The sequence below is a fragment of the Paraburkholderia sp. PAMB 6770 genome (assembly GCF_057748135.1).
In genome coordinates this window covers 3,598,773-3,618,213 of record NZ_CM173238.1, presented here as the reverse complement: position 1 = coordinate 3,618,213, position 19,441 = coordinate 3,598,773, and the positions used below count along the sequence as shown (strand labels likewise).

Annotated in this window: 18 protein-coding genes; 5 read left to right on the top strand and 13 right to left on the bottom strand. The window is 65.8% G+C overall.

Translation table 11 applies throughout. The features are described 5' to 3' along the window. Nucleotides 1–6: 6 nt before the first annotated feature. The 5 genes from AC3AP7_RS16385 to AC3AP7_RS16365 all read right to left on the bottom strand — a co-directional run bounded on the left by AC3AP7_RS16385 (nucleotide 7) and on the right by AC3AP7_RS16365 (nucleotide 6,433). A complete protein-coding gene (locus tag AC3AP7_RS16385; RefSeq protein ID WP_475767361.1) occupies nucleotides 7–1,218 on the bottom strand; it encodes an ABC transporter substrate-binding protein in 1,212 nt (403 codons plus the stop codon). Between the two features lie 48 nt (nucleotides 1,219–1,266). Then, complete coding sequence (locus tag AC3AP7_RS16380; RefSeq protein ID WP_475767362.1) at nucleotides 1,267–2,025, bottom strand: ABC transporter ATP-binding protein; 759 nt, start codon at nucleotides 2,023–2,025, stop codon at nucleotides 1,267–1,269. Beyond that, on the bottom strand, nucleotides 2,022–2,801 hold the full coding sequence (locus AC3AP7_RS16375; RefSeq protein WP_475767363.1) for an ABC transporter ATP-binding protein: 780 nt from the start codon (nucleotides 2,799–2,801) through the stop codon (nucleotides 2,022–2,024). Before AC3AP7_RS16375 ends, AC3AP7_RS16380 begins: the two co-directional genes overlap by 4 nt. Nucleotides 2,802–3,056: 255 nt before the next feature. Then, nucleotides 3,057–4,772, bottom strand: a complete 1,716-nt coding sequence (locus AC3AP7_RS16370) for a GMC family oxidoreductase (protein ID WP_475767364.1) — start codon at nucleotides 4,770–4,772, stop codon at nucleotides 3,057–3,059. A gap of 137 nt (nucleotides 4,773–4,909) precedes the next feature. Then, the gene (locus tag AC3AP7_RS16365; RefSeq protein ID WP_475767365.1) at nucleotides 4,910–6,433 is read right to left on the bottom strand and encodes a CoA-acylating methylmalonate-semialdehyde dehydrogenase; all 1,524 of its coding nucleotides are present in this window, start codon (nucleotides 6,431–6,433) and stop codon (nucleotides 4,910–4,912) included. Between the two features lie 135 nt (nucleotides 6,434–6,568). Here AC3AP7_RS16365 and AC3AP7_RS16360 point away from each other — a divergent pair, with 135 nt between their 5' ends. Together AC3AP7_RS16360 and AC3AP7_RS16355 are read left to right on the top strand one after the other, a co-directional pair. Beyond that, a complete protein-coding gene (locus AC3AP7_RS16360) occupies nucleotides 6,569–7,468 on the top strand; it encodes a LysR family transcriptional regulator (protein WP_475767366.1) in 900 nt (299 codons plus the stop codon). Between the two features lie 257 nt (nucleotides 7,469–7,725). Beyond that, nucleotides 7,726–8,259 (top strand): class IV adenylate cyclase, encoded by a 534-nt coding sequence (locus tag AC3AP7_RS16355; protein WP_475767367.1) that lies wholly within the window; start codon nucleotides 7,726–7,728, stop codon nucleotides 8,257–8,259. Nucleotides 8,260–8,283: 24 nt separating this feature from the next. Here AC3AP7_RS16355 and AC3AP7_RS16350 read toward each other — a convergent pair whose 3' ends face one another. Next, nucleotides 8,284–8,775: an Lrp/AsnC family transcriptional regulator gene (locus AC3AP7_RS16350; protein WP_475767368.1), complete on the bottom strand. Its 492-nt coding sequence runs from the start codon at nucleotides 8,773–8,775 to the stop codon at nucleotides 8,284–8,286. A gap of 96 nt (nucleotides 8,776–8,871) precedes the next feature. Here AC3AP7_RS16350 and AC3AP7_RS16345 point away from each other — a divergent pair, with 96 nt between their 5' ends. After that, nucleotides 8,872–9,372, top strand: a complete 501-nt coding sequence (locus AC3AP7_RS16345; protein WP_475767370.1) for a 4a-hydroxytetrahydrobiopterin dehydratase — start codon at nucleotides 8,872–8,874, stop codon at nucleotides 9,370–9,372. 78 nt (nucleotides 9,373–9,450) lie between these two features. Here the strand turns inward: AC3AP7_RS16345 and AC3AP7_RS16340 are convergent, their stop codons facing one another. Next, nucleotides 9,451–9,675, bottom strand: a complete 225-nt coding sequence (locus AC3AP7_RS16340; protein ID WP_475767372.1) for a DUF3717 domain-containing protein — start codon at nucleotides 9,673–9,675, stop codon at nucleotides 9,451–9,453. Between the two features lie 116 nt (nucleotides 9,676–9,791). On the opposite strand from AC3AP7_RS16340, the gene AC3AP7_RS16335 reads away from it, so the two are divergent. Continuing rightward, entirely contained in the window at nucleotides 9,792–10,478 is a 687-nt protein-coding gene (locus tag AC3AP7_RS16335) for a response regulator transcription factor (protein WP_475767374.1), read from the top strand. Nucleotides 10,479–10,669: 191 nt separating this feature from the next. Further along, nucleotides 10,670–12,169 carry a sensor histidine kinase gene (locus tag AC3AP7_RS16330; protein ID WP_475767376.1) on the top strand — a complete coding sequence of 500 codons (1,500 nt, stop codon included), beginning with the start codon at nucleotides 10,670–10,672 and terminating at the stop codon, nucleotides 12,167–12,169. 57 nt (nucleotides 12,170–12,226) lie between these two features. Here the strand turns inward: AC3AP7_RS16330 and AC3AP7_RS16325 are convergent, their stop codons facing one another. The 6 genes from AC3AP7_RS16325 to AC3AP7_RS16300 form a co-directional block, all read right to left on the bottom strand. Continuing rightward, nucleotides 12,227–12,709: an SET domain-containing protein gene (locus AC3AP7_RS16325; protein ID WP_475767378.1), complete on the bottom strand. Its 483-nt coding sequence runs from the start codon at nucleotides 12,707–12,709 to the stop codon at nucleotides 12,227–12,229. Between the two features lie 208 nt (nucleotides 12,710–12,917). Further along, on the bottom strand, nucleotides 12,918–14,030 hold the full coding sequence (locus AC3AP7_RS16320) for an NADH:flavin oxidoreductase/NADH oxidase (RefSeq protein ID WP_475767380.1): 1,113 nt from the start codon (nucleotides 14,028–14,030) through the stop codon (nucleotides 12,918–12,920). A gap of 227 nt (nucleotides 14,031–14,257) precedes the next feature. Beyond that, nucleotides 14,258–14,971: a glutamine amidotransferase gene (locus AC3AP7_RS16315; protein ID WP_475767382.1), complete on the bottom strand. Its 714-nt coding sequence runs from the start codon at nucleotides 14,969–14,971 to the stop codon at nucleotides 14,258–14,260. A 116-nt stretch (nucleotides 14,972–15,087) separates the two neighbouring features. Next, nucleotides 15,088–15,726: a MarR family winged helix-turn-helix transcriptional regulator gene (locus AC3AP7_RS16310; protein WP_475767384.1), complete on the bottom strand. Its 639-nt coding sequence runs from the start codon at nucleotides 15,724–15,726 to the stop codon at nucleotides 15,088–15,090. 619 nt (nucleotides 15,727–16,345) lie between these two features. Beyond that, nucleotides 16,346–17,461, bottom strand: coding sequence for a YbdK family carboxylate-amine ligase (locus tag AC3AP7_RS16305; protein ID WP_475767387.1), 1,116 nt, complete (start codon nucleotides 17,459–17,461; stop codon nucleotides 16,346–16,348). Nucleotides 17,462–17,536: 75 nt separating this feature from the next. Next, a complete protein-coding gene (locus tag AC3AP7_RS16300; protein WP_475767389.1) occupies nucleotides 17,537–18,739 on the bottom strand; it encodes a cation:proton antiporter in 1,203 nt (400 codons plus the stop codon). Between the last annotated feature and the right edge of the window lie 702 nt (nucleotides 18,740–19,441).

Sequence of the window (19,441 nt, the reverse complement as noted above, 5' to 3'; positions counted from 1 at the left end):
ACGCCCTTACTTCCACAGCTTGCAGCGCGTTTCCGCCTTCGTCGTGAAGGCCTTGTCGCCCGGGATCGTCGCGACGATCTTCAGGTAATCCCAGGGCTCCTTCGATTCGGCCGGCGTCTTCACCTGCATCAGGTACATGTCGTGGATCATGCTGCCGTCGGCACGGATGTAGCCCTTCGCATAGAAGTCGTCGATCTTCATCTTCTTCAGCTCGGCCATCACCTTGTCGGCGTCCGTCGAGCCGACTGCCTGCACCGCCTTCAGGTACGTCGTCGTGGCCGAGTAGTCGGCGGCCTGCAGGCTCGAAGGCATCTTCTTCATTTTCGCGTAATAGCGCTCGGCCCACTTGCGCGCCGCCGGATTCTGATTCCAGTACCAGCTGTCGGTCAGTTCGAGCCCTTGCGTCGTCTCGAGACCCAGGCTGTGGATGTCGTCGATGAACATCAGCAGCGCGGCGATTTTCATCGTCTTCGTGATGCCGAATTCCTTCGCCGCCTTGATCGCGTTATCCGTATCGCCGCCGGCGTTCGCGAGACCGAGCACCTGCGCTTTCGACGCCTGCGCCTGCAGCAGGAACGACGAGAAGTCGGAGGCCGACAACGGATGCAGCACCTCGCCGAGCACCTGCCCGCCGTTCGCCTTCACGACTTCCGACGTCGCTTTCTCCAGCGTCTTGCCGAACGCGTAGTCCGCGGTCAGGAAGAACCAGGTCTTGCCGCCCTGCTTCGTCACCGCGGAGCCGGTGCCGCGCGCGAGCGCGGTCGTGTCATACGCGTAGTGAACCGTGTACGGCGTGCATTGCTCGTTGGTGAGCGTGTCGGCCCCGGCGCCGACGTTGATGTAGACCTTGTGCTTCTCGGCGGCCACCTGGTTCATCGACAGGCCCGTGGCCGAATTCGTGCCGCCGATCAGCAGGTCGACGCCGTCGCGGTCGAACCATTCGCGCGCACGCGAGGCCGCGATATCCGCCTTGTTCTGGTGGTCCGCATAGACCACTTCGATCGGCTTGCCGTTCACCTTGCCGCCAAAATCGGCCACCGCCATCTTGATTGCTTCGAGACCGCCCTGGCCGTCGATATCCGCATACAGGCCCGACATGTCCGTGATGAAGCCGATCTTCACCGCGTTTTCGTCGGCTTGCGCGCTTCCCGCTGTCAGCGTGAAGCTGGCTGCCGCGAAACAGCATGCCGTCAACCGTGCAAGCGTTTTCAATTTCATGTCCGTCTCCTGGTTTTGATGCTTGTGTTATCAGAGGCTCTGCACTGTCTATACGCCGAGCAGGTCATGCAATGTCGGCATCTTGCTTTCAAGCTCGTTCGCGCCGAAATGCTCGACGATCCCGCCATGCTCCATCACATAGAAGCGGTCCGCGAGCGGCGCGGCAAAGCGAAAGTTCTGTTCGACCATGACGATCGTGTAGCCGCGCGCCTTCAGCATCGTGATCATGCGCGCGAGCGCCTGCACGATGACCGGCGCGAGTCCTTCGGAGATCTCGTCGAGCAGCAGCAGGTTCGCGCCGGTGCGCAGGATGCGCGCCACCGCGAGCATCTGCTGCTCGCCGCCCGAGAGCCGCGTGCCCTGGCTCGCGCGGCGCTCCTTCAGGTTCGGAAACATCTCGTAGATTTCGTCGAGCGACATCATGTGCGCCGCGTCGCCCACGGCGGGCGGCAGCAGCAGGTTCTCCTCGCACGACAGGCTCGAGAAGATGCCCCGTTCCTCCGGGCAATAACCGATGCCGCAGTGCGCGATCCGGTGTGTCGGCAAACCGATCGTCTCGTGACCGCCGATGCGGATCGAACCGACGCGCCGGCCGGTCAGCCCCATGATCGCGCGCAGTGTCGTGGTGCGCCCCGAGCCGTTGCGGCCGAGCAGCGTGACGACCTCGCCGCGCTTCACCGTGAGATCGACGCCATGCAGGATATGCGATTCGCCATACCATGCCTGCAGACCGCTGATTTCGAGCGCCGCTTCGCCCTGCTCCGTCACGCCGTCCGCCCTGCGTTGCTGCGCCGCGAGCGTATTCATGCGTGCGCTCCGGCCAGCGTCGCATCGGCGCTGCCCATGTAGGCCTCCATGACGAGCGGACTCTTCGAGACTTCGGCATACGTGCCTTCCGCCAGCACCTCGCCGCGCTGCAGGACCGTGATCGTATCGGAGATGCCCGCGATCACGTTCATGTTGTGCTCGACCATCAGGATCGTGCGGCCGCTCGACACCTTCTTGATCAGCGCGGTGACGCGGTCGACGTCCTCGTGGCCCATCCCCTGGGTCGGCTCGTCGAGCAGCATCAGCTCCGGCTCCATGGCGAGCGTCGTGGCAATTTCGAGTGCGCGCTTGCGACCATACGACAGCTCGACGGTCGGCACGTCCGCGAAGTCGGTGAGGCCCACCTGGGTCAGCAGATCCATTGCGCGATCGTCGAGCTGATGCAGCGTGCGCTCGCTGCGCCAGAAATGAAAGGCGGTGCCAAGCTGACGTTGCAGACCGACGCGCACGTTCTGCAACGCGGTCATGTGCGGAAACACCGCGGAGATCTGGAACGAGCGGATGATGCCGCGGCGGGCAATCTGCGCGGGCCGCTCGCGCGTGATGTCGATACCGTTGTAGACGATCTGCCCCGACGTCGGCTCGAGAAATTTGGTCAGCAGGTTGAAGCAGGTGGTTTTTCCCGCGCCGTTCGGTCCGATCAGCGCGTGGATCGAACCGCGACGCACGCGCAGGTTAACGCCGTTGACGGCCACGAAACCCTTGAACTCTCTGGTCAACCCGCGCGTTTCGAGAATCGTGTCGCCGAGAATCATGTTCCCTTCCATACGAAGTGAGGCGAAACATTACGATTTTTTCGCGCATGAGACTACGCGTCTGAATGACGATGGCTGCTATCCCCGTGCCATTCGTTGACGTGGTGCACCAATCCGGACGGTAATCCATTGGCCACCACGCCGTATCTCGCCATTGTCTCGCCAATGATGCAGCGCATTCATTGGGATTTGCACTTAGTATTCAATTTGCGCGGGCGGTGTGTATCGCGCGTGACGCGATACCCCGCACGACTGTCATGCAATCGACACCGGACTCGACGCAAGCGCACTCGACGCGCGTGCTGCCCGACGCGCGCGTCGATCCTCGCGAATCATGTCGCTTGCGCGCTCGGCGATCATCAGTGTCGGCGAATTCGTGTTGCCCGATGTGATCGTCGGCATGACCGAAGCATCGACGACACGCAAGCCCTCCACGCCGAGCACGCGCAATCGCGCATCGACCACGGCATCGGGGTCGTCCGCCACGCCCATGCGGCATGTGCCGACCGGATGGAAGATCGTCGTGCCGACCCGGCCAGCGGCATCCTGCAACTGTTCCTCGGTCTGAAACGCGATACCGGGCAAAATTTCCTGTGGCCGGTATGCGGCGAGCGCCGGCGCCGCCGCGATGCGCCGGGTCAACCGCAGGGCATTGGCGGCAACATGGCGGTCGTACTCCGTCGACAGATAGTTCGGCGCGATCAGCGGGGCGGCGTCGGCCGCGGGCGACACGATATGAACGCTGCCGCGCGACGTGGGACGCAGCTGACACACGGACGCGGTAAACGCGTTGAAACGATGCAGCGGTTCGCCGAAGCGATCGAGCGACAGCGGCTGCACGTGGTACTCGAGGTCCGGGCGCGCGAGCGCGGGGTCCAGCGGGTCCGACTTCGCGAACGCGCCGAGCTGAGAAGGCGCCATCGACATCGGCCCGCTCTGGAACAGCAGGTACTGCAGCCCGATCATCAGCTTGCCCCACCAGTGCGCGCTGGCGGTGTTCAGCGTGCGCACGCCGTCGACCTTGAACGCCATGCGCAGTTGCAGATGATCCTGAAGGTTCTCGCCGACGCCGCGCAACGCGTGCACGACATCGATGCCGAACTCGCGCAGCCGCGCGGCATCGCCGACGCCGGACAGTTCGAGCAGTTGCGGCGAGTTCACCGCGCCCGCGCTGAGGATGACTTCGTCGCGGGCGCCGGCGAAGAACGCGGTGCCGTCGCGCACATAATCGACCCCGACGCAACGGCGTCCGTCGAAGACGAGGCGCTGCGTGTGCGCACCGGTCATCACAGTCAGGTTGCGGCGGCCAAGCGCCGGACGCAAGAACGCCTTCGACGCGTTCCAGCGGATCCCGCGCTTCTGGTTCACGTCGAAATAGCCGACCCCGCTGTTGTCGCCGCGATTGAAATCGTCAGTGGCGGGAATGCCGCTTTGCTGCGCGGCCTGCGAGAACGTTTCGAGAATTTTCCACTTCAGCCGCTGCTTCTCGACGCGCCACGGCCCGCCGGCGCCATGCGCTTCGCTTGCGCCGCCGTAATAATCCTCGCTGCGCCGGAACACCGGCAGCACGCTGTCCCACGACCACGAAGGATCCTGCGTCGTGTGTGCCCACGCGTCGTAATCCTCGCGCTGTCCGCGCATGTAGATCATCCCGTTGATCGACGAGCTGCCGCCGAGCACCCGGCCACGCGGATACGACAGCGAGCGGCCGTTCAGGCCGGGCTCCGCGCGCGTCTTGTAGAGCCAGTCGGTACGCGGATTGCCGATGCAGTACAGGTAGCCGACGGGCACGTGAATCCAGTGATAATCGTCCTTGCCGCCCGATTCGAGCAGGAGTACTGATGTTTCCGGATCTTCGCTCAGGCGGTTGGCGAGCACGCAGCCCGCCGTGCCCGCGCCGATCACGATGTAGTCGAATTCGCCCGCCGGCGCGCGCGCGCCCGCAGGCCCCGGCCGCGTCGCCTGGTTCATGCCCACTGTCGTCTCCCCGGCGAGCCACCGTCCATGGCATTCGCCTGCTGGTTTACGGGTCCGCCGCACACTCAAGCGGAACCTGCACTGCCGCCCTGCATCGCGCAGCCGGTCTGCCGGCCGGCTGCGCCCGATGTCTACTTCGCAACCGGCATCGCAAACTCGGCGCCCTTCGCGATGCTGTCCGGCCAGCGCTGCATGATGCTCTTGTAGCGCGTGTAAAAGCGCACCCCCTCCTCGCCGTACGCGTGATGATCCCCGAACAGCGACTGCTTCCAGCCCCCGAACGAGTGCCACGCCATCGGCACCGGAATCGGCACGTTGATCCCCACCATCCCCACCTGGATCTGCCGCGAGAACGCGCGCGCCACCCCGCCGTCCGACGTGAACAGCGACACCCCGTTGCCGAACTCGTGCCCGTTCACCAGCTCCACCGCCGACGCGAAATCCGGCACCCGCACCACGCACAGCACCGGGCCGAAGATCTCCTCACGGTAGATCTTCATCTGCGCACTCACCCGGTCGAACAGCGTGCCCCCGAGGAAAAAACCCTCCTCGTGCCCCGCCACCCGCAGGCCACGGCCGTCCACCACCAGCGCCGCCCCTTCGGCCTCCCCCGCCTCGATGTAGCCCTCCACCTTCGCCCGATGCGCCCCCGTCACCAGCGGACCCATCTCCGACGCCCCCTCCATCCCGTTGCCCACGCGCAGCGCCTTCACCCGCGGCGCGAGCCGCGCCACCAGCTCGTCCGCGACGTGTCCCACCGCCACCGCCACCGAGATCGCCATGCAGCGCTCGCCCGCCGAGCCGTATGCCGCCCCCATCAGCGCGTCCACCGCCTGCTCCAGGTCCGCATCCGGCATCACCACCAGATGGTTCTTCGCCCCGCCCAGCGCCTGCACCCGCTTGCCCCGCCGCGACGCCTGCGCATGGATGTAGCGCGCGATCGGCGTCGAGCCCACGAACGACAGCGCCGCCACCTCCGGATGCGCGATCAGCGCATCCACCGCCTCCTTGTCGCCGTGCACCACGTTGAACACCCCGTCGGGCAGCCCCGCCTCCTTCAGCAGCTGCGCGAGCCGCACCGACGCCGACGGGTCCCGCTCCGACGGCTTGAGCACGAACGTGTTGCCGCACGCCAGCGCGACCGGAAACATCCAGCACGGCACCATCATCGGAAAGTTGAACGGCGTGATCCCCGCCACCACCCCCAGCGGCTGGCGCAGGTTCCAGTTGTCGATCCCCCCGCCGATCTGGTCCGTGAAGTCCGTCTTCAGCAGGTTCGGGATCCCGCACGCGAACTCCACCACCTCGATGCCGCGCATCACCTCGCCCTTCGCGTCGGAGAACACCTTGCCGTGCTCGCGCGTGATCAGCTCCGCGAGCTCGTCCTGGTGACGGTCCAGCAGTTCCTTGAAGCGGAACAGCACCCGCGCGCGACGGATCGGCGCAGTCTCGCTCCAGCCGCGAAACGCCGCCTGCGCCGCCGCCACCGCCGCCCCCACCTCCGCCTCGTTCGCCAGCGGCACCCGCGCGCTCACCGCGCCCAGCGCAGGATTGAACACCTCCGCCTCCCGCCCGCTGCCTCCCCCCACCGCCTCCCCGTTGATGAAGTGGGGCAGCGCGCGCAGGCCCGTTTCGCTCCGATGTGTCTCGCTCATCTCGTCCTCGTCTGGTGAAAAGCACGCGCCGCCCGTCCGTGGCGGGCGCACGATGTCCGAAGCGTAATCGCCAACCGCATTCGAAATCCAATGAGTTATGCTCAAATGCGCCATAAGCCGCGCTAATATCACAATATGGACCTCACGCTGTTACGTGCCTTCGTCGCAGTCGCGAAGGAGGGCAACCTCACGCGCGCCGCGGTGCAGCTGCACCTGACCCAGCCAGCCGTCAGCCTGCAGATCAAGAACCTGCAGGAGACGCTCGGCCTCGCGCTGTTCACGCGGACCTCGCACGGACTGGTGCTGACGCGCGACGGCCAGGCGCTGCTGCCGCACGCGGAACGCGCACTCGGCGCGGCCGGCGACGTGCAGCGCGCGGCAGCGGCGCTGCGTCACGAGGTGCGCGGCCGGTTGCGCATCGGCACGATCCTCGACCCGGGGTTCCTGCGTCTCGGCGGCTTCCTGAGGCAGCTTGTCGAGACGTGGCCGCACATCGAAACCGCGCTGCAGCACGGCATGTCCGGCTGGGTGCGCGATCAGGTGCGCGCCACCGAACTCGACGTCGGCTATTACATCGGACAGCCCGAAGAGGACGACGCGCGCGACGGCGCCGCCTTCCACACCCTCACGCTCACGCAGTTCCAGTACCGCGTGCTCGCGCCGGCCGGCTGGAAGGAGCGCGTGAAGGGCGCACGCGACTGGCGCGCGCTCGCCGCGCTGCCGTGGATCTGGACGCCGCCGGCCTCGGCGCACAACCGGCTGCTGTCGCGGCGGTTTGCGGACGCGGGGGTGAAACCGGTCAAGGTTGCCGAAGTGGATCAGGAACCGTCGATGCTCGACCTGGTGAAATCCGGGGTCGGGCTGACACTCGCGCGCGACGCGATCGCGCTGGCCGAGGCGCACGCGCACGCGCTGACGATCGTCGAGGACGTCACCGTGCCGACCCAGCTCACCTTCATCACGCTCGCATCGCGCAAGGAGGAGCCCGCGATTGCCGCGGCGCTGAAGCTGATCGAGCAGCAGTGGGCAATATGAGCGCGGCTGATGATGGTGGCGGAGGCACGCGGACGCACGCGTAACGCCATCGTCACGCGCTTTTTGCTAGATTGAAGGTTTGCTGCGCGCGGCGATCCCACGCTGGGGGCGCGCGCCGAACCCGGCGCACTCGCGCCGGGGTGCCGTGCACGTTCTGCGGCGATCCGAAGCCGGTCCGGGTTTGTCATTCCGGCGCCGCCCGGCCTTTCAGGCCGGTGCGGCCGCCGATCGATCCATCCTTTCCTGAGGAGTCTGATATGGCACGCAACATCGAAATCAAAGCCCGCGCCCAGCATTTCGATCAGCTGCGCGAACGCGCCGCCGCGCTGTCGCCCGATGCACCGCTGATTTTTCGCCAGCAGGACTTCTTCTACGACGTGCCGCGCGGCCGCCTGAAGCTGCGCCAGTTCGACGACGGCACCCCGGCAGAGCTGATCTTCTACCAGCGCGACGACCGTGACGGCCCGAAGGCGTCGTACTACACGCGCAGCCCCGTCACCAACCCCGAGGCGATGCATGCACTGCTCGCCACCGCGCTCAGCACGCGCGGCATCGTCACAAAAGAACGGCACGTGTATCTCGCGGGCCGCACGCGGATTCACCTCGACCGGGTGGATGGCCTCGGCGATTTCATCGAACTCGAAGTCGTGCTCGCGCCCGACGACGACGAGGAAGGCGGCCATGCCGAAGCGCACGCGATGTTCGCGCAACTGGGCGTGCCCGAAACGGATCTCGTCGCGCTCGCCTACGTGGATCTGCTCAACGCGGATCAGGAACCGCGCGCCGCCTGAGTCCCCGCCCGCCCCTCGCGCGCATCAGTCCGGCGCCGCGTCCGGCGACAGGTGCGCGAGCGGCAATGGCCCATTGCGCTTGAACGTCGTGAGCACGATGTTCGAGCGCACGCTGTCGACGCCCGGCACGCGCATCAGCTTCTTCATCACGAACGACGACAGCGCGTTCAGATCGGGCGCGACGATGCGCAGCAGATAATCCGCATCGCCGACCACCGCGTGGCACTCCAGCACTTCGGGCAGCATGTCGATCTGCTGCTGGAACTGCTCGATGATCGAGTCGCCGTGATGCTTCAGCTTCAGGCTCGTGAACGCCGTCACGCCGAGGCCCAGCTTTTCGGGCCGCAGCACGACCCGATAGCCCTCGACGACGCCCACCTGTTCGAGCCGCTGCAGCCGCCGGCCGATCTGCGACGGCGACAGCGGCACCTGCTCGCCGAGCTGCTGATGGGTCGCGCGTCCGAATCGCTGCAACACATCGAGCAGCGCAAGATCGAAGTGATCCAGCTCAATCATGCAAATACTCCGCGCAAATTACCTTGATATGCACGATTATTGCATTGATCTGTCCCGTCGCGCTCGCTGCCCCAGCGTCCTGCCGATTCGTCCCGAATGAGCGTCCCCGCGCCCGGACACCGGCTGCGGCCCGCGCGGATCCGTGAAAAAATAGCAGCAGGCTCGCGCGGCGCCGGCATCGCGCTTCCGCGAACCCCGCAGGCCCGGCTGCGCAGCGCGCGCGGCCGGACCGCCCGCTGCGGGCAATCCCCGGGCGCTCCCGCGCGCCCTTCCAGACAGGCGAGGCATCGGATGATTCACAGACTGACTTCGGAAGAACGGTCCACGCAGATCGGCCAGCTCGACGGCTGGATCGCCGTACCCGGGCGCGACGCCATCCAGCGCCACCTCGTGTTTGCGGACTTCAACGAGGCGTTCGGCTTCATGACGCGCGTGGCGATCAGGGCCCAAGAGATGAACCACCACCCGGAATGGTTCAACGTCTACAACAAGGTGGAGGTGACGTTATCCACGCACGAAGCAAACGGCCTTACCGAACGGGACATCGCGCTTGCGCGCTTTATCGATCAGGTGGCCAAAACGTCGGCGCACGGCTAGGCGCGCGCGGCCGGAAACCGGCGCGCACGCCGCCTGTGAAAGGGCTTTGCAGGGCAGCGCGCGCGCAACCCTTCAGTTCTACAGGCCATTCTTAAGACGGACGTAAGAATCCCACGCTTCGCGTGCATTTGCATCCAAACCATCCGGCGATAGCGCGTTCTGACGCTGTACAATCAGAAGCGCATACGGCTTGGAGAGCGCGCTTGCCTCCTTGCACAGAACGAGTTCGTCGCCGCTCGAGGGCGAGCGGGCGCGCCAGAAGTTGATCGCGGCTTCCAGTTCGTGGATCGTTATCTCGGACATGACTTTCGTGATCGCAACGGCCGCGCAGGCGGTCGTGCCGCGCGGCAGACTGTGCAGCAGGCGCCGCGGCGAACCGCGTGCCTGAACGCCTAACCCATTGTACTTGAGCGAAACCCATGCGACTCCTTCTGATCGAAGACGACCGCCCGATTGCGCGCGGTATCCAGAGCAGTCTTGAACAAGCCGGCTTCACGGTCGACATGGTCCACGACGGCATCTTCGCCGAACAGGCCCTCACGCAGAACCGTCACGAGCTCGTGATCCTCGACCTCGGGCTGCCGGGCATCGACGGCATGACGCTGCTGTCGCGCTTCCGCCAGAGCAACCGCCATACGCCGGTGATCGTGCTCACCGCGCGCGACGAGCTGAACGACCGCGTGCAGGGTCTGAACGCCGGCGCAGACGACTACATGCTGAAGCCGTTCGAGCCCGCCGAACTCGAAGCGCGGATTCGCGCGGTGATGCGCCGCAGCGGCCCGCATGGCGACATGCCGCGTCCCGAAGTCTCGCTCGGCGGCGTGCGCCTGTCCGGCGTCGACCGCCGCATCTTCAACGACGACAAGCCGCTCGAACTGTCGCCGCGCGAATTCGCGGTGCTCGAAATGCTGCTGCTGCGTCACGGCCGCGTCGTCAGCAAGGCGCAGCTGCAGGATCATCTGACGCATTTCGGCGGCGATCTCGGCGACACCGCAATCGAAGTCTACGTGCACCGCGTGCGCAAGAAGCTCGAAAACTGCCGCGTCGAAATCGTCACGGTGCGCGGCTTCGGTTATCTGTTGCAGGAAATCCGCCAGGCCGCCTGATGCGCGTCACAGCCGGGGCGACGCCGGCCGGATAAACGCCGGCGCCGCGGCGCTCGCCATCAGGTGTGCGCGGGGCGTACGTGAGGGGTACGCGGGGTGCGCTCCGGGAGCGCGCCCGCGTGGCGGCGCCCCGCAATGCCCGCGTCCGGTTGCCCGCTCACCGTCCTGCCTCTTTTTCCGCGCGTTCGACCATGCCCGATCCGGCCGCGAATAGCCTGCGTCGCACCCTGTTGCGCCGCCTCGCCGCTCCCCTTTCCCTGCTCGCGCTGATGAGCGGCCTCGTCGCGTACTGGCTCGCGTGGCAATACACGCAGCACGTGATCGACCGCTCGCTCGCCGACCTCGCGACCGCTGTCTCGAAGCAGATCCAGATCGCCGGCGCCGATGCGCCGATCACCGTGCCGCCGCTCGCGCAAGCGATGTTCTCCGATCCGGTCGAGCATCTCGTCTACCGGATCAGCAACGGCGAAACGGAAATCGCCGGCGACCCGAAGCTCCCGCTGCAAGGCGTCAACGTCCGCCGCATGCACTATGCGTTCGTTTTCGAAACGCAGTATGGCGGGGTGACCGTGCGCGTCGCGCAGGTCCGGGTGCCGCAGCCGATCGGCAATCCGATCGTCGTCGAAGTGGGGCAGCCGATCCAGCGGCGCTTCCAGATCGCCGCGGAGTTTCTGCTCGCGATCATGATGCCGCTGCTGTTACTGCTGCTCGCGGGCTGGGTGATCGTCTGGCGCGTCGTCAACCAGCAACTCAATCCGCTGACCGATCTCGCGGACTCGCTGAACCGGCAGACCCACACGTCGCTGGAGCCGGTTGACGAGACCTTCGTCCCCGACGAGATCCGGCCGCTCACGAGCGCGCTGAACGGCCTGCTGGAGCGCCTGAAAAGCGCACTCGACGCACAGCGCAAATTCATCGCCGACGCGGCGCATCAGTTGCGCACGCCCCTCACCGCGGTCAAGCTGCACGCGGAACAGGCCGCCACCGCCCGCGATCCGCAGCATGCGCTAGCGGCCGTGCGCGAACTGCGCGCCGCCGCCGATCGCGCGGTGCGGCTATCGAACCAGCTCCTGTCGCTTGCGCGCGCCGAACCGGGCGCGCAGGCCGCACGCTTCGTCGACGTCGACGTGGCGGCGCTCGCGTTCGAAACCGGCGCCGAATGGGTGCCGCGCGCGCTGACGGCCCATGTGGATCTGGGTTTCCAGCGCCTCGACGATCCGACCAACGACCGGCCGCTTGCGGCGCGCGGCAATCCGGTACTGCTGCACGAAGTGATCGCCAATCTGCTGGACAATGCGCTGAAGTACGTGCCGCCCGCGCGCTTCGACGGCGGCCGCATCACGGTCAGCGTGTCGGAATGCCGGATCGGCACCGTGCCGATGGCGGAGATCATCGTCGAGGACAATGGTCCAGGTGTGCCGCCGAACCAGCAGGCCGACCTCTTCAAGCGCTTTTTCCGCGGCGACGGGCAACAGAGCGAAGGCGGCGTCGACAGCGGCGCCGGGCTGGGTCTGGCGATCGTGCACGACATCATGGTGCTGCATCGCGGCAGCGTGCACTACGAGGACGCGCCGGAAGGCGGGGCGCGCTTCATCGTGCGGATTCCGCTTGTCGTGCCGCAGGGTCCGCAAGACGATGACAGCCGGCGAAGTGCAAAAAAACCGGCGCACCAGGCGCCGATCGATCTGTAGTGCGGTGAACCTGCGCGCGGCCGCTTCATTGCGGCCAGCGCGCGCTTCATCGGTGCCTCACGCGCGCTTGCGCTTCGATTTCCCGCCGGTCTTCCCGGACGGCGCGAGCATCGTGCCGCGGCATTTGCGGGCGCCGCACCGGCACTCGTACTCTTTCTGCAGCTTCTTCGTCTGACGCGCGTCGATGACGAGCCCGTAATCGTAAAACAGCTCCTCGTCCGGCGCGATGTCGCGCAACGCGTGCACGTACACGTGCCCGTCGATTTCCTCGGCTTCGCAATTCGGCGCGCAGGAGTGGTTGATCCAGCGCGCGCTATTGCCGTGGACCTTGCCGTCGATCACGTCGCCATCTTCGAGCGCGAAATAGAACGTGTGATTCGGCTCGTCCGGATCGTGCGGATGACGTCGCAGCGCTTCTTTCCACGAAATCCGCTCGCCCTTGTATTCGATCACCCGCTCGCCGGCCGCAATCGGTTCGAGGGCAAACACGCCTTTGCCATGTACTCCCGAACGGCGCACGACGATCCTGCGTGAACTCATTGAATGAATCCTTGTGAAGAACGGGGCGGCAGCGATCGCACCCGCAAGCGGTTGCGCCGATGGCCGATTTCCTGCCGCGAATAGCAAACGCGGCGCCCTTGCAGGCGCCGCGTCGACGTGCGACGCGGATGCGTCACAACCGGAATCGTACACGTTCGGCGTAGCTTCGTTCAACCATTGCGCGGCATTCGCCGCGTCCGCCGGGTCTTCAGCGCTGGCCGAACGCGATATCGCCGAACAGCGCTTTCTGGTCGCGCGGCTGCGAGCGCCAGTACTGCGGCGGCGCGCTGACGGTGGCGCCGAGCTGCGCAGCGGCATGCCACGGCCAGCGCGGGTTATAGAGCAGACCGCGTGCGAGCGCAATCAGGTCGGCGTCGCCGCGTTCGATCAGTTGCTCCGCGTGCAGCGGATCGGTGATCAGGCCCACCGCGATCGTCGTCATGCCGGTGGCCTCACGGACCGCGCGCGCGAACGGCACCTGGTAGCCCGGTTCGAGCGGAATCTTCTGCAGCGGCGACACGCCGCCGGACGACACGTCGATCCAGTCGCAGCCGCGCGTTTTCAGCGCGTTCGCGAACGCGATCGTGTCGTCGATCTGCCAGCCGCCCTCCACCCAGTCGGTTGCCGACACGCGCACGCCGACCGGTTTGTCGGCCGGAAACGCGGCGCGCACGATGTCGAAGATCTCCAGCGGAAAACGCATGCGGTTCTCGAGCGATCCGCCGTACTCGTCCGTGCGCCGGTTTGCGAGCGGCGACAGGAACTGGTGCAGCAGATAGCCATGCGCGGCATGCACTTCGAGCGCGTCGATGCCGAGCCGGGCGGCCCGGCGCGCCGTCGCCGCGAACGCTTCGCGAATCCGGTTCAGGCCGGCCGTATCGAGCGCGAGCGGCGACTCCTCGCCTTCCTTGTGCGGCACCGCGGATGGCGCATGCGGCAACCAGCCGCCGTCCGCCACCGCGATGAGCTGACCGCCTTCCCACGGCACGTGGCTCGACGCCTTGCGGCCCGCATGCGAAAGCTGCATGGCAACCGGCACCGCCGAATGCTTGCGGATCGCGGCCAGCACCGGCACGAGCGCGGCTTCCGTCACGTCGTCCCACAAGCCGAGATCGCCGGGCGTGATGCGGCCGTCGGGCTCCACGGCAGTCGCCTCGATGCACAGCATGCCGGCACCGGACAGAGCCATGCTGCCGAGATGGATCATGTGCCAGGCGCTCGCCTCGCCGCGTTCGGCGGAGTACTGGCACATCGGCGATACGACAATGCGGTTCGGAAGCGTCACGCTGCGCAGCGTGAGCGGAGAAAATAGCGCGCTCATGAATTTCGCCCATGAATACCGGAACAGCGAACGAGGATAGCACCGCGGGCTCTTCACTGCATGGCCGGCGCGGCGCGGCCCCGGATCCTGCCTGATCTGAAGCGGGAGAACGCGGCGCCCGCGCGCCGCTCACCGGCGGTACGCGCTGTACGTGTTATACGCGCTGTACGTGTTATACGCGCGTAACGCGTGATACGCGTGATACGCGTTACGCACTGCGTAGCGTCTCAGGCCCGCAGCCCCACGTCGTCGAGCCACGCGCCGAACGTGCGGCCAGCAGCGAGTTCGAGTGCCGGGCCGAGACGGGCCGTGTCGGCGCGCAGCGCCGCTACGTCGGCCCGGTGCGCGGCCAGTTCGCTCGCATGTCCGATCAGCCAGGGTTCGAAGCGCGCAGCGCGAATTTCAGGGTGACACTGCAGCCCCAGCACTGCGTCGCCCCACGCGAACGCCTGGTTTTCGCACGCGGGCGTCGACGCGAGCAGCGTCGCGCCGGCGGGCAGGTCGAATGTGTCGCCATGCCAGTGGAACATCGAGGTATGCGCGCCATCCAGATGGCGCAACGGGCCGGCTTTGCCCGCCGGCGTCAGCGCGAGCGGCGTCCAGCCCAGTTCCGCCTGCCGGGCCGGATAGACACGCGCACCGAGGGCTCGCGCAATCAGTTGCGCGCCGAGGCAAATGCCGAGCGTCGGCAGACCGGCGGCGATGCGCTTTTCGATCATGGCAAGCAGCGGCACCAAGGTCGGGTAGCGCGCGTCGTCGAAGGCCGGGATCGGACCGCCGAGCACGACCATCAGCGACGGTGCAAGCGGATTCGGCGCTTCGATCCGCGCGAGCCCCACGTCCAGGTAGCGGACCGGGCAGCCGCGCTCGCCCAGTACCCGTTCGAGACTGCCCAGATCCTCGAAGTGGACGTGACGAATGGCCAGAACCTCGCGATGCATCGGCAGACCTCACCCCGCTTGAGAATCGACGCGCCTCTATCCCGGCGCGCACCCGCGGCGCGCGGGCGAGCCGCCCCGCGGCATCGGACGGCCCGGCAGCGCGGGCCGCCTCGCGCTTACTGCGCGTAAATCTTCCAGGTCTTCTTCTGGGTCGCCACGTCCGCTGCTTCATGAACGGAGCAGTCGAGACGCACGTCCGTATCCGCCATGTCCAGGTCGAGCAGCGCGCAGTGATGCAGCGTTTTCTTCGGATTCTTGCTCGGCACGAAGTGCACGCAGGTCAGGCACATGCGGTGCGGCGGGATGTTTTCCTGCGCTTCGAGCTGGCGCACCGTCTTCAGCAGCGTACGGTAGAACACCGCCTGCTCGTCATCGCGCAGCGTGCCGACCGCCTTCGCGAGGAAGTCGGGCCATTGCGCCGCCCGCTTGGCGGCCGTGCGGCCGCGCGCGGTCAGGCGCACCGCGAGCGCGCGGCCGTCGTCGAGCGCACGGCGCTTTTCGACCAGCCCCTTGCCTTCGAGCGTGCTCACTGCGTCGCTCGTCGTCGCGGCCGTCAGCGCGGTTTCGCGCGCGATTTCGCCGAGCCGCATCGGCCCCTTGCGCTGCATCAGCAGCACGAGGATTTCGCCCTGGGTCGGCGTCAGGCCGGCGCCTTCGGCCCATTCCCATGCCTGGCTACGCATGGCCGTGCTCAGTCGCAAAAGGCTGTGGGTCACCCGCCCCGTCGCCTGCTCTCCGTATACGCCTTCGCTCATAATCTATCGTTGGTTGTGGGCAGCGTGCCGCTGCCTGGCCAGCTGCCGGGTGCGCCGGCAGCCCTTGGGTCCCGTTCGTCCAGACAACGGACAGATTGGGCCGACTATCTCAAAAATTTACTGCTTCGTACGCCAAACCCTGCGTATTCCTTCATCCCGTACGCCTGCTTCAGCCTCGCCCCTGCCCGGTTTGCCCGCTTGACCCACAGAACAGGCCAGGCGCGCACACTGTCAGAGGCAGAAAACTGACATTCTATGCGAGAGCGGCAAATCGTACAGCTAAGTTATTCAACGATCCCTGTGGATAAGTAGGGGAAAACACGTCGGGACTCGGGTGCATCGATTCTTGACAAGCCGGCAAGCGGTCTTGCCTTTCAGAAGATTATCCGCCGTCCCGGGCCGCAATCCGTGCTGATGCAGCATGGTTATCGTTTACGCAGCGCCTTGAGTTTGCAGGGAATTATTCAGTTGTCCACAGGCCGGCGCAATGCTTGTTAACTACTACTACGGTTATATACGTAAACTTTCAAAATACCTAAAACCCTCGCTGCCGGACGGTCCGCGCAAAAAAAACGTTGCCGCGCTCCCGCGCGGTGCGCGGCACAGCGCGGCAGGCGCGCTATGCCCGCCATTGCAGGCACTGCTGCCGCACGGCTTCGTGAAGCGACTTTTCCTGCGCGTACACATTGCGCAGCCAGGTCGCGTCGTTGATCTGTCCGCGGGCGATCGCACCGACCTCCTGGAGCGCACGGCCCGATTCGAGCGCATCCGCGTGCGGCGCGATGCGTTCGAGCGTGGCGAGGATGTCTTCCGAAATACTGCGGCGCTCGCTCGTCTGAGGATCGACGATGGTGCCTGCCAGCCCGAACCGGCACGCTTCGAACCGGTTAAACGTGTAGACGAGGTAATCGTCCTCCTGCGGGGTGAACGGCTTGTCGAGCAGCAGATGGCGCGCGAGCGTCTGGATGTAGCAGGCAATCGCGGCGGCACGGTCCACCGACAGCGGCGTGTCCATCACGCGCACCTCGATGGTTCCGAAACCCGGCTTCGGGCGAATGTCCCAGTAAAAGTCCTTCATGCTGTTGACGACACCCGTGTGAACCATCTTCGAAAAATATTCTTCGAAGCTGCTCCACGTGAGCGTGAACGGCGCCCGGCCGGACAACGGGAACGCGAAGACCGAATTGAGGCGTGCCGAATGAAAGCCGGTATCGACGCTCTGCACGAACGGCGACGATGCCGACAGCGCAATGAAATGCGGAATGAAGCGCGACATCGCGTGCAGCAGGTACAGCGCGCTGTCCGGATCCGGGCAGCCGATGTGCACGTGCTGGCCGAACACGGTGAACTGCTTCGCAAGGTAGCCGTACAGTTCCGACAGATACTGGAAACGCGGAGTATCGACGATCTGCCGCTCGCTCCACTGCTGGAATGCATGCGTGCCGCCGCCGCACAGCCCGACGTTCAGGCGGTCCGCCGCGGCGACCAGCGTGTCGCGGATCGTGCGCAGATCCGCGAGCGCCTGGGCGTGCGACGTGCAGATGCCAGTCGACAGCTCGATCATGCTTTCGGTGATTTCCGGCGTGATGTTGCCGGGAATCGCCTCGCCCTTGATGAGCCGCAGCAGATCCGAGGCCGCTTTGGTCAGATCATAATCATGCGTGTTGACGATCTGCATCTCGAGTTCGATGCCGAACGTGAACGGTTTCGAATCGACGAAGGGTTCGAGTGACATGGCATTTCCTGCTTCAGATCGGCCGGATCCGGCAAGCGGATCCGGCGCGCAACGGAGGGTTGGCCGCGCGGCGCGTCAGGCGCGCCGTTCGTCCACGAGCGCGAGACTGCGATAGACGAGCCAGGGCCCGACGATCTGCAGCACGACGATCGAACACATGACGATCGCGCGCAGCGACGGGTCGAAATTCGGGTACATCAGGTACGTATCGTCGACGAGCAGATACGCGAGCGCCGACATCGGCGACAACGCAAGCCCGAGCGCGACGCCCTGCTTCCAGTTCAGGCCGCTCGGCTTCGCGAACGCGAGCACGCCGACCAGCTTCGCGAGCAACCGCGCGACGATCAGGCCGAGCGCCGCGAGCCCGCCGATACCGATATCACGCCATTCGAACGACGTGAGCGTGAGCATGAAGAGGATCACGGTGAGCAGCCAGCCGGCCGTGCCGAAATGCTGCGGCCACAGTTGCGGGCGCACTTCCAGGTTCTTCACGAAGATGCCGGCCGCGAGCAGGCTCAGGATGGTGGACACCTTGAACAGATGCGCGATCGCTATCGCGAGCAGCACGAGACCGAACAGCGCGACGAACGAATGCTCGTCCTGCATGTTCATCCGGCGATACAGAAACACGCAGCTCCGCGCGAGCACGAACGCGACGATCAGCGAACCGATCAGCAGATAGAGCGGCTGCAGGATCGTCGCGAACACGTTGCCGTAGGTTTCCTGATGCAGCCAGCTCGAGACGAGTTTTTCGATCACGACCGCATAAATGCTGTTGAGCGCGGTCAATGTCATCAGCCGCTGCGTGACCTGCCCCTCGGCGCGCAGTTCGGTCTTGAGCTGGATCACCATGGCGGGCGACGTGGCGATCGCGATCGCGGCGACCACCAGCGCGACGATCAGCGGCACATGCAGGAACAGCAGCACGGGCAGCACCAGCACGAACGTCAGCGCCGATTCGGCGATGCTCGACAGGATCAGCCACGGATTGCGTCCGAGCCAGCGCAGGTCGAGCCGCCCGCCGAGCTCGAACGCAAGCAGCCCGAGGGCGACGTCGAGCAGCGGCCGCGTCGCGCGGACCGCGCCCAGGTCGATCACTCCGAAGCCGGCCGTGCCCGCGACGAGGCCGATCACCGCATAGCAGGCGATGCGCGGCAGTCGCCACGCGCGATAGCACAGTTCGCCGCATACGCCGGCGACCAGCAGTGCGAGCCCTGCCCAGAAAATTGCGTCGAGCGACAGGGGCCAGGCGGGGAAAAAAGAAAATGCCGACTTCATCGTCGTGGAGTCTCCTTGTCAGCCGCGGCAGGCGCGCAACACGGCGCGGCCTGCCGGAGCGCATGCCCGCAGCGTCGCGGGCAGATTCGCGTTGCGCCAAGCGGCGTTGCGAAACGGCAATGATCGGGTGAAATCCAGGTGAGGCGGATCCACACACGGAACTGCGGCGATGTGCGCAACGACTGCGTCAGCATCGTGTGCGCCTGTTCCGTTCCGACACGGATGAAAGAACGTCGTCGGCCTGACTTCAGAGTCGCGAAAGCAGGCTGTCGTTCCTTTGAGAACGTGCGCCCTTCGACCCGAAGGGCGACGTCAGAGGAACGGCGATTGTGCCACAGGTTTTTTGCAGTCACTGAATTTGGTCTCCCCCTCGCGCCGGGCGCCTTTTCCTCCGATACAGGTTCTCCCGCTGTGAAAACGGCTGCGATGCACGCCCGACGGCGCGGCGGGTTTTTCAGCTTTGTGTTTACCCGTATGTATACGTAGTAGCAGTTAACAAGCCTGGCCCCTTTCTGTGGATAACCGGATATTCCTTCTTCTAATCAATGCGTTGGCGGATGCAAAAGCGGCGTTGAAAGATGTGCGCGGCGCGTGCGCTTCATCGGGTAACTTTGACGGCCGAAAATGCGCGCGCAAGTTACCCCGTTTACGTCCACATGCCGTTCACCGGCGTTGCGCACGCGGGTGAACAGGTTATCCACA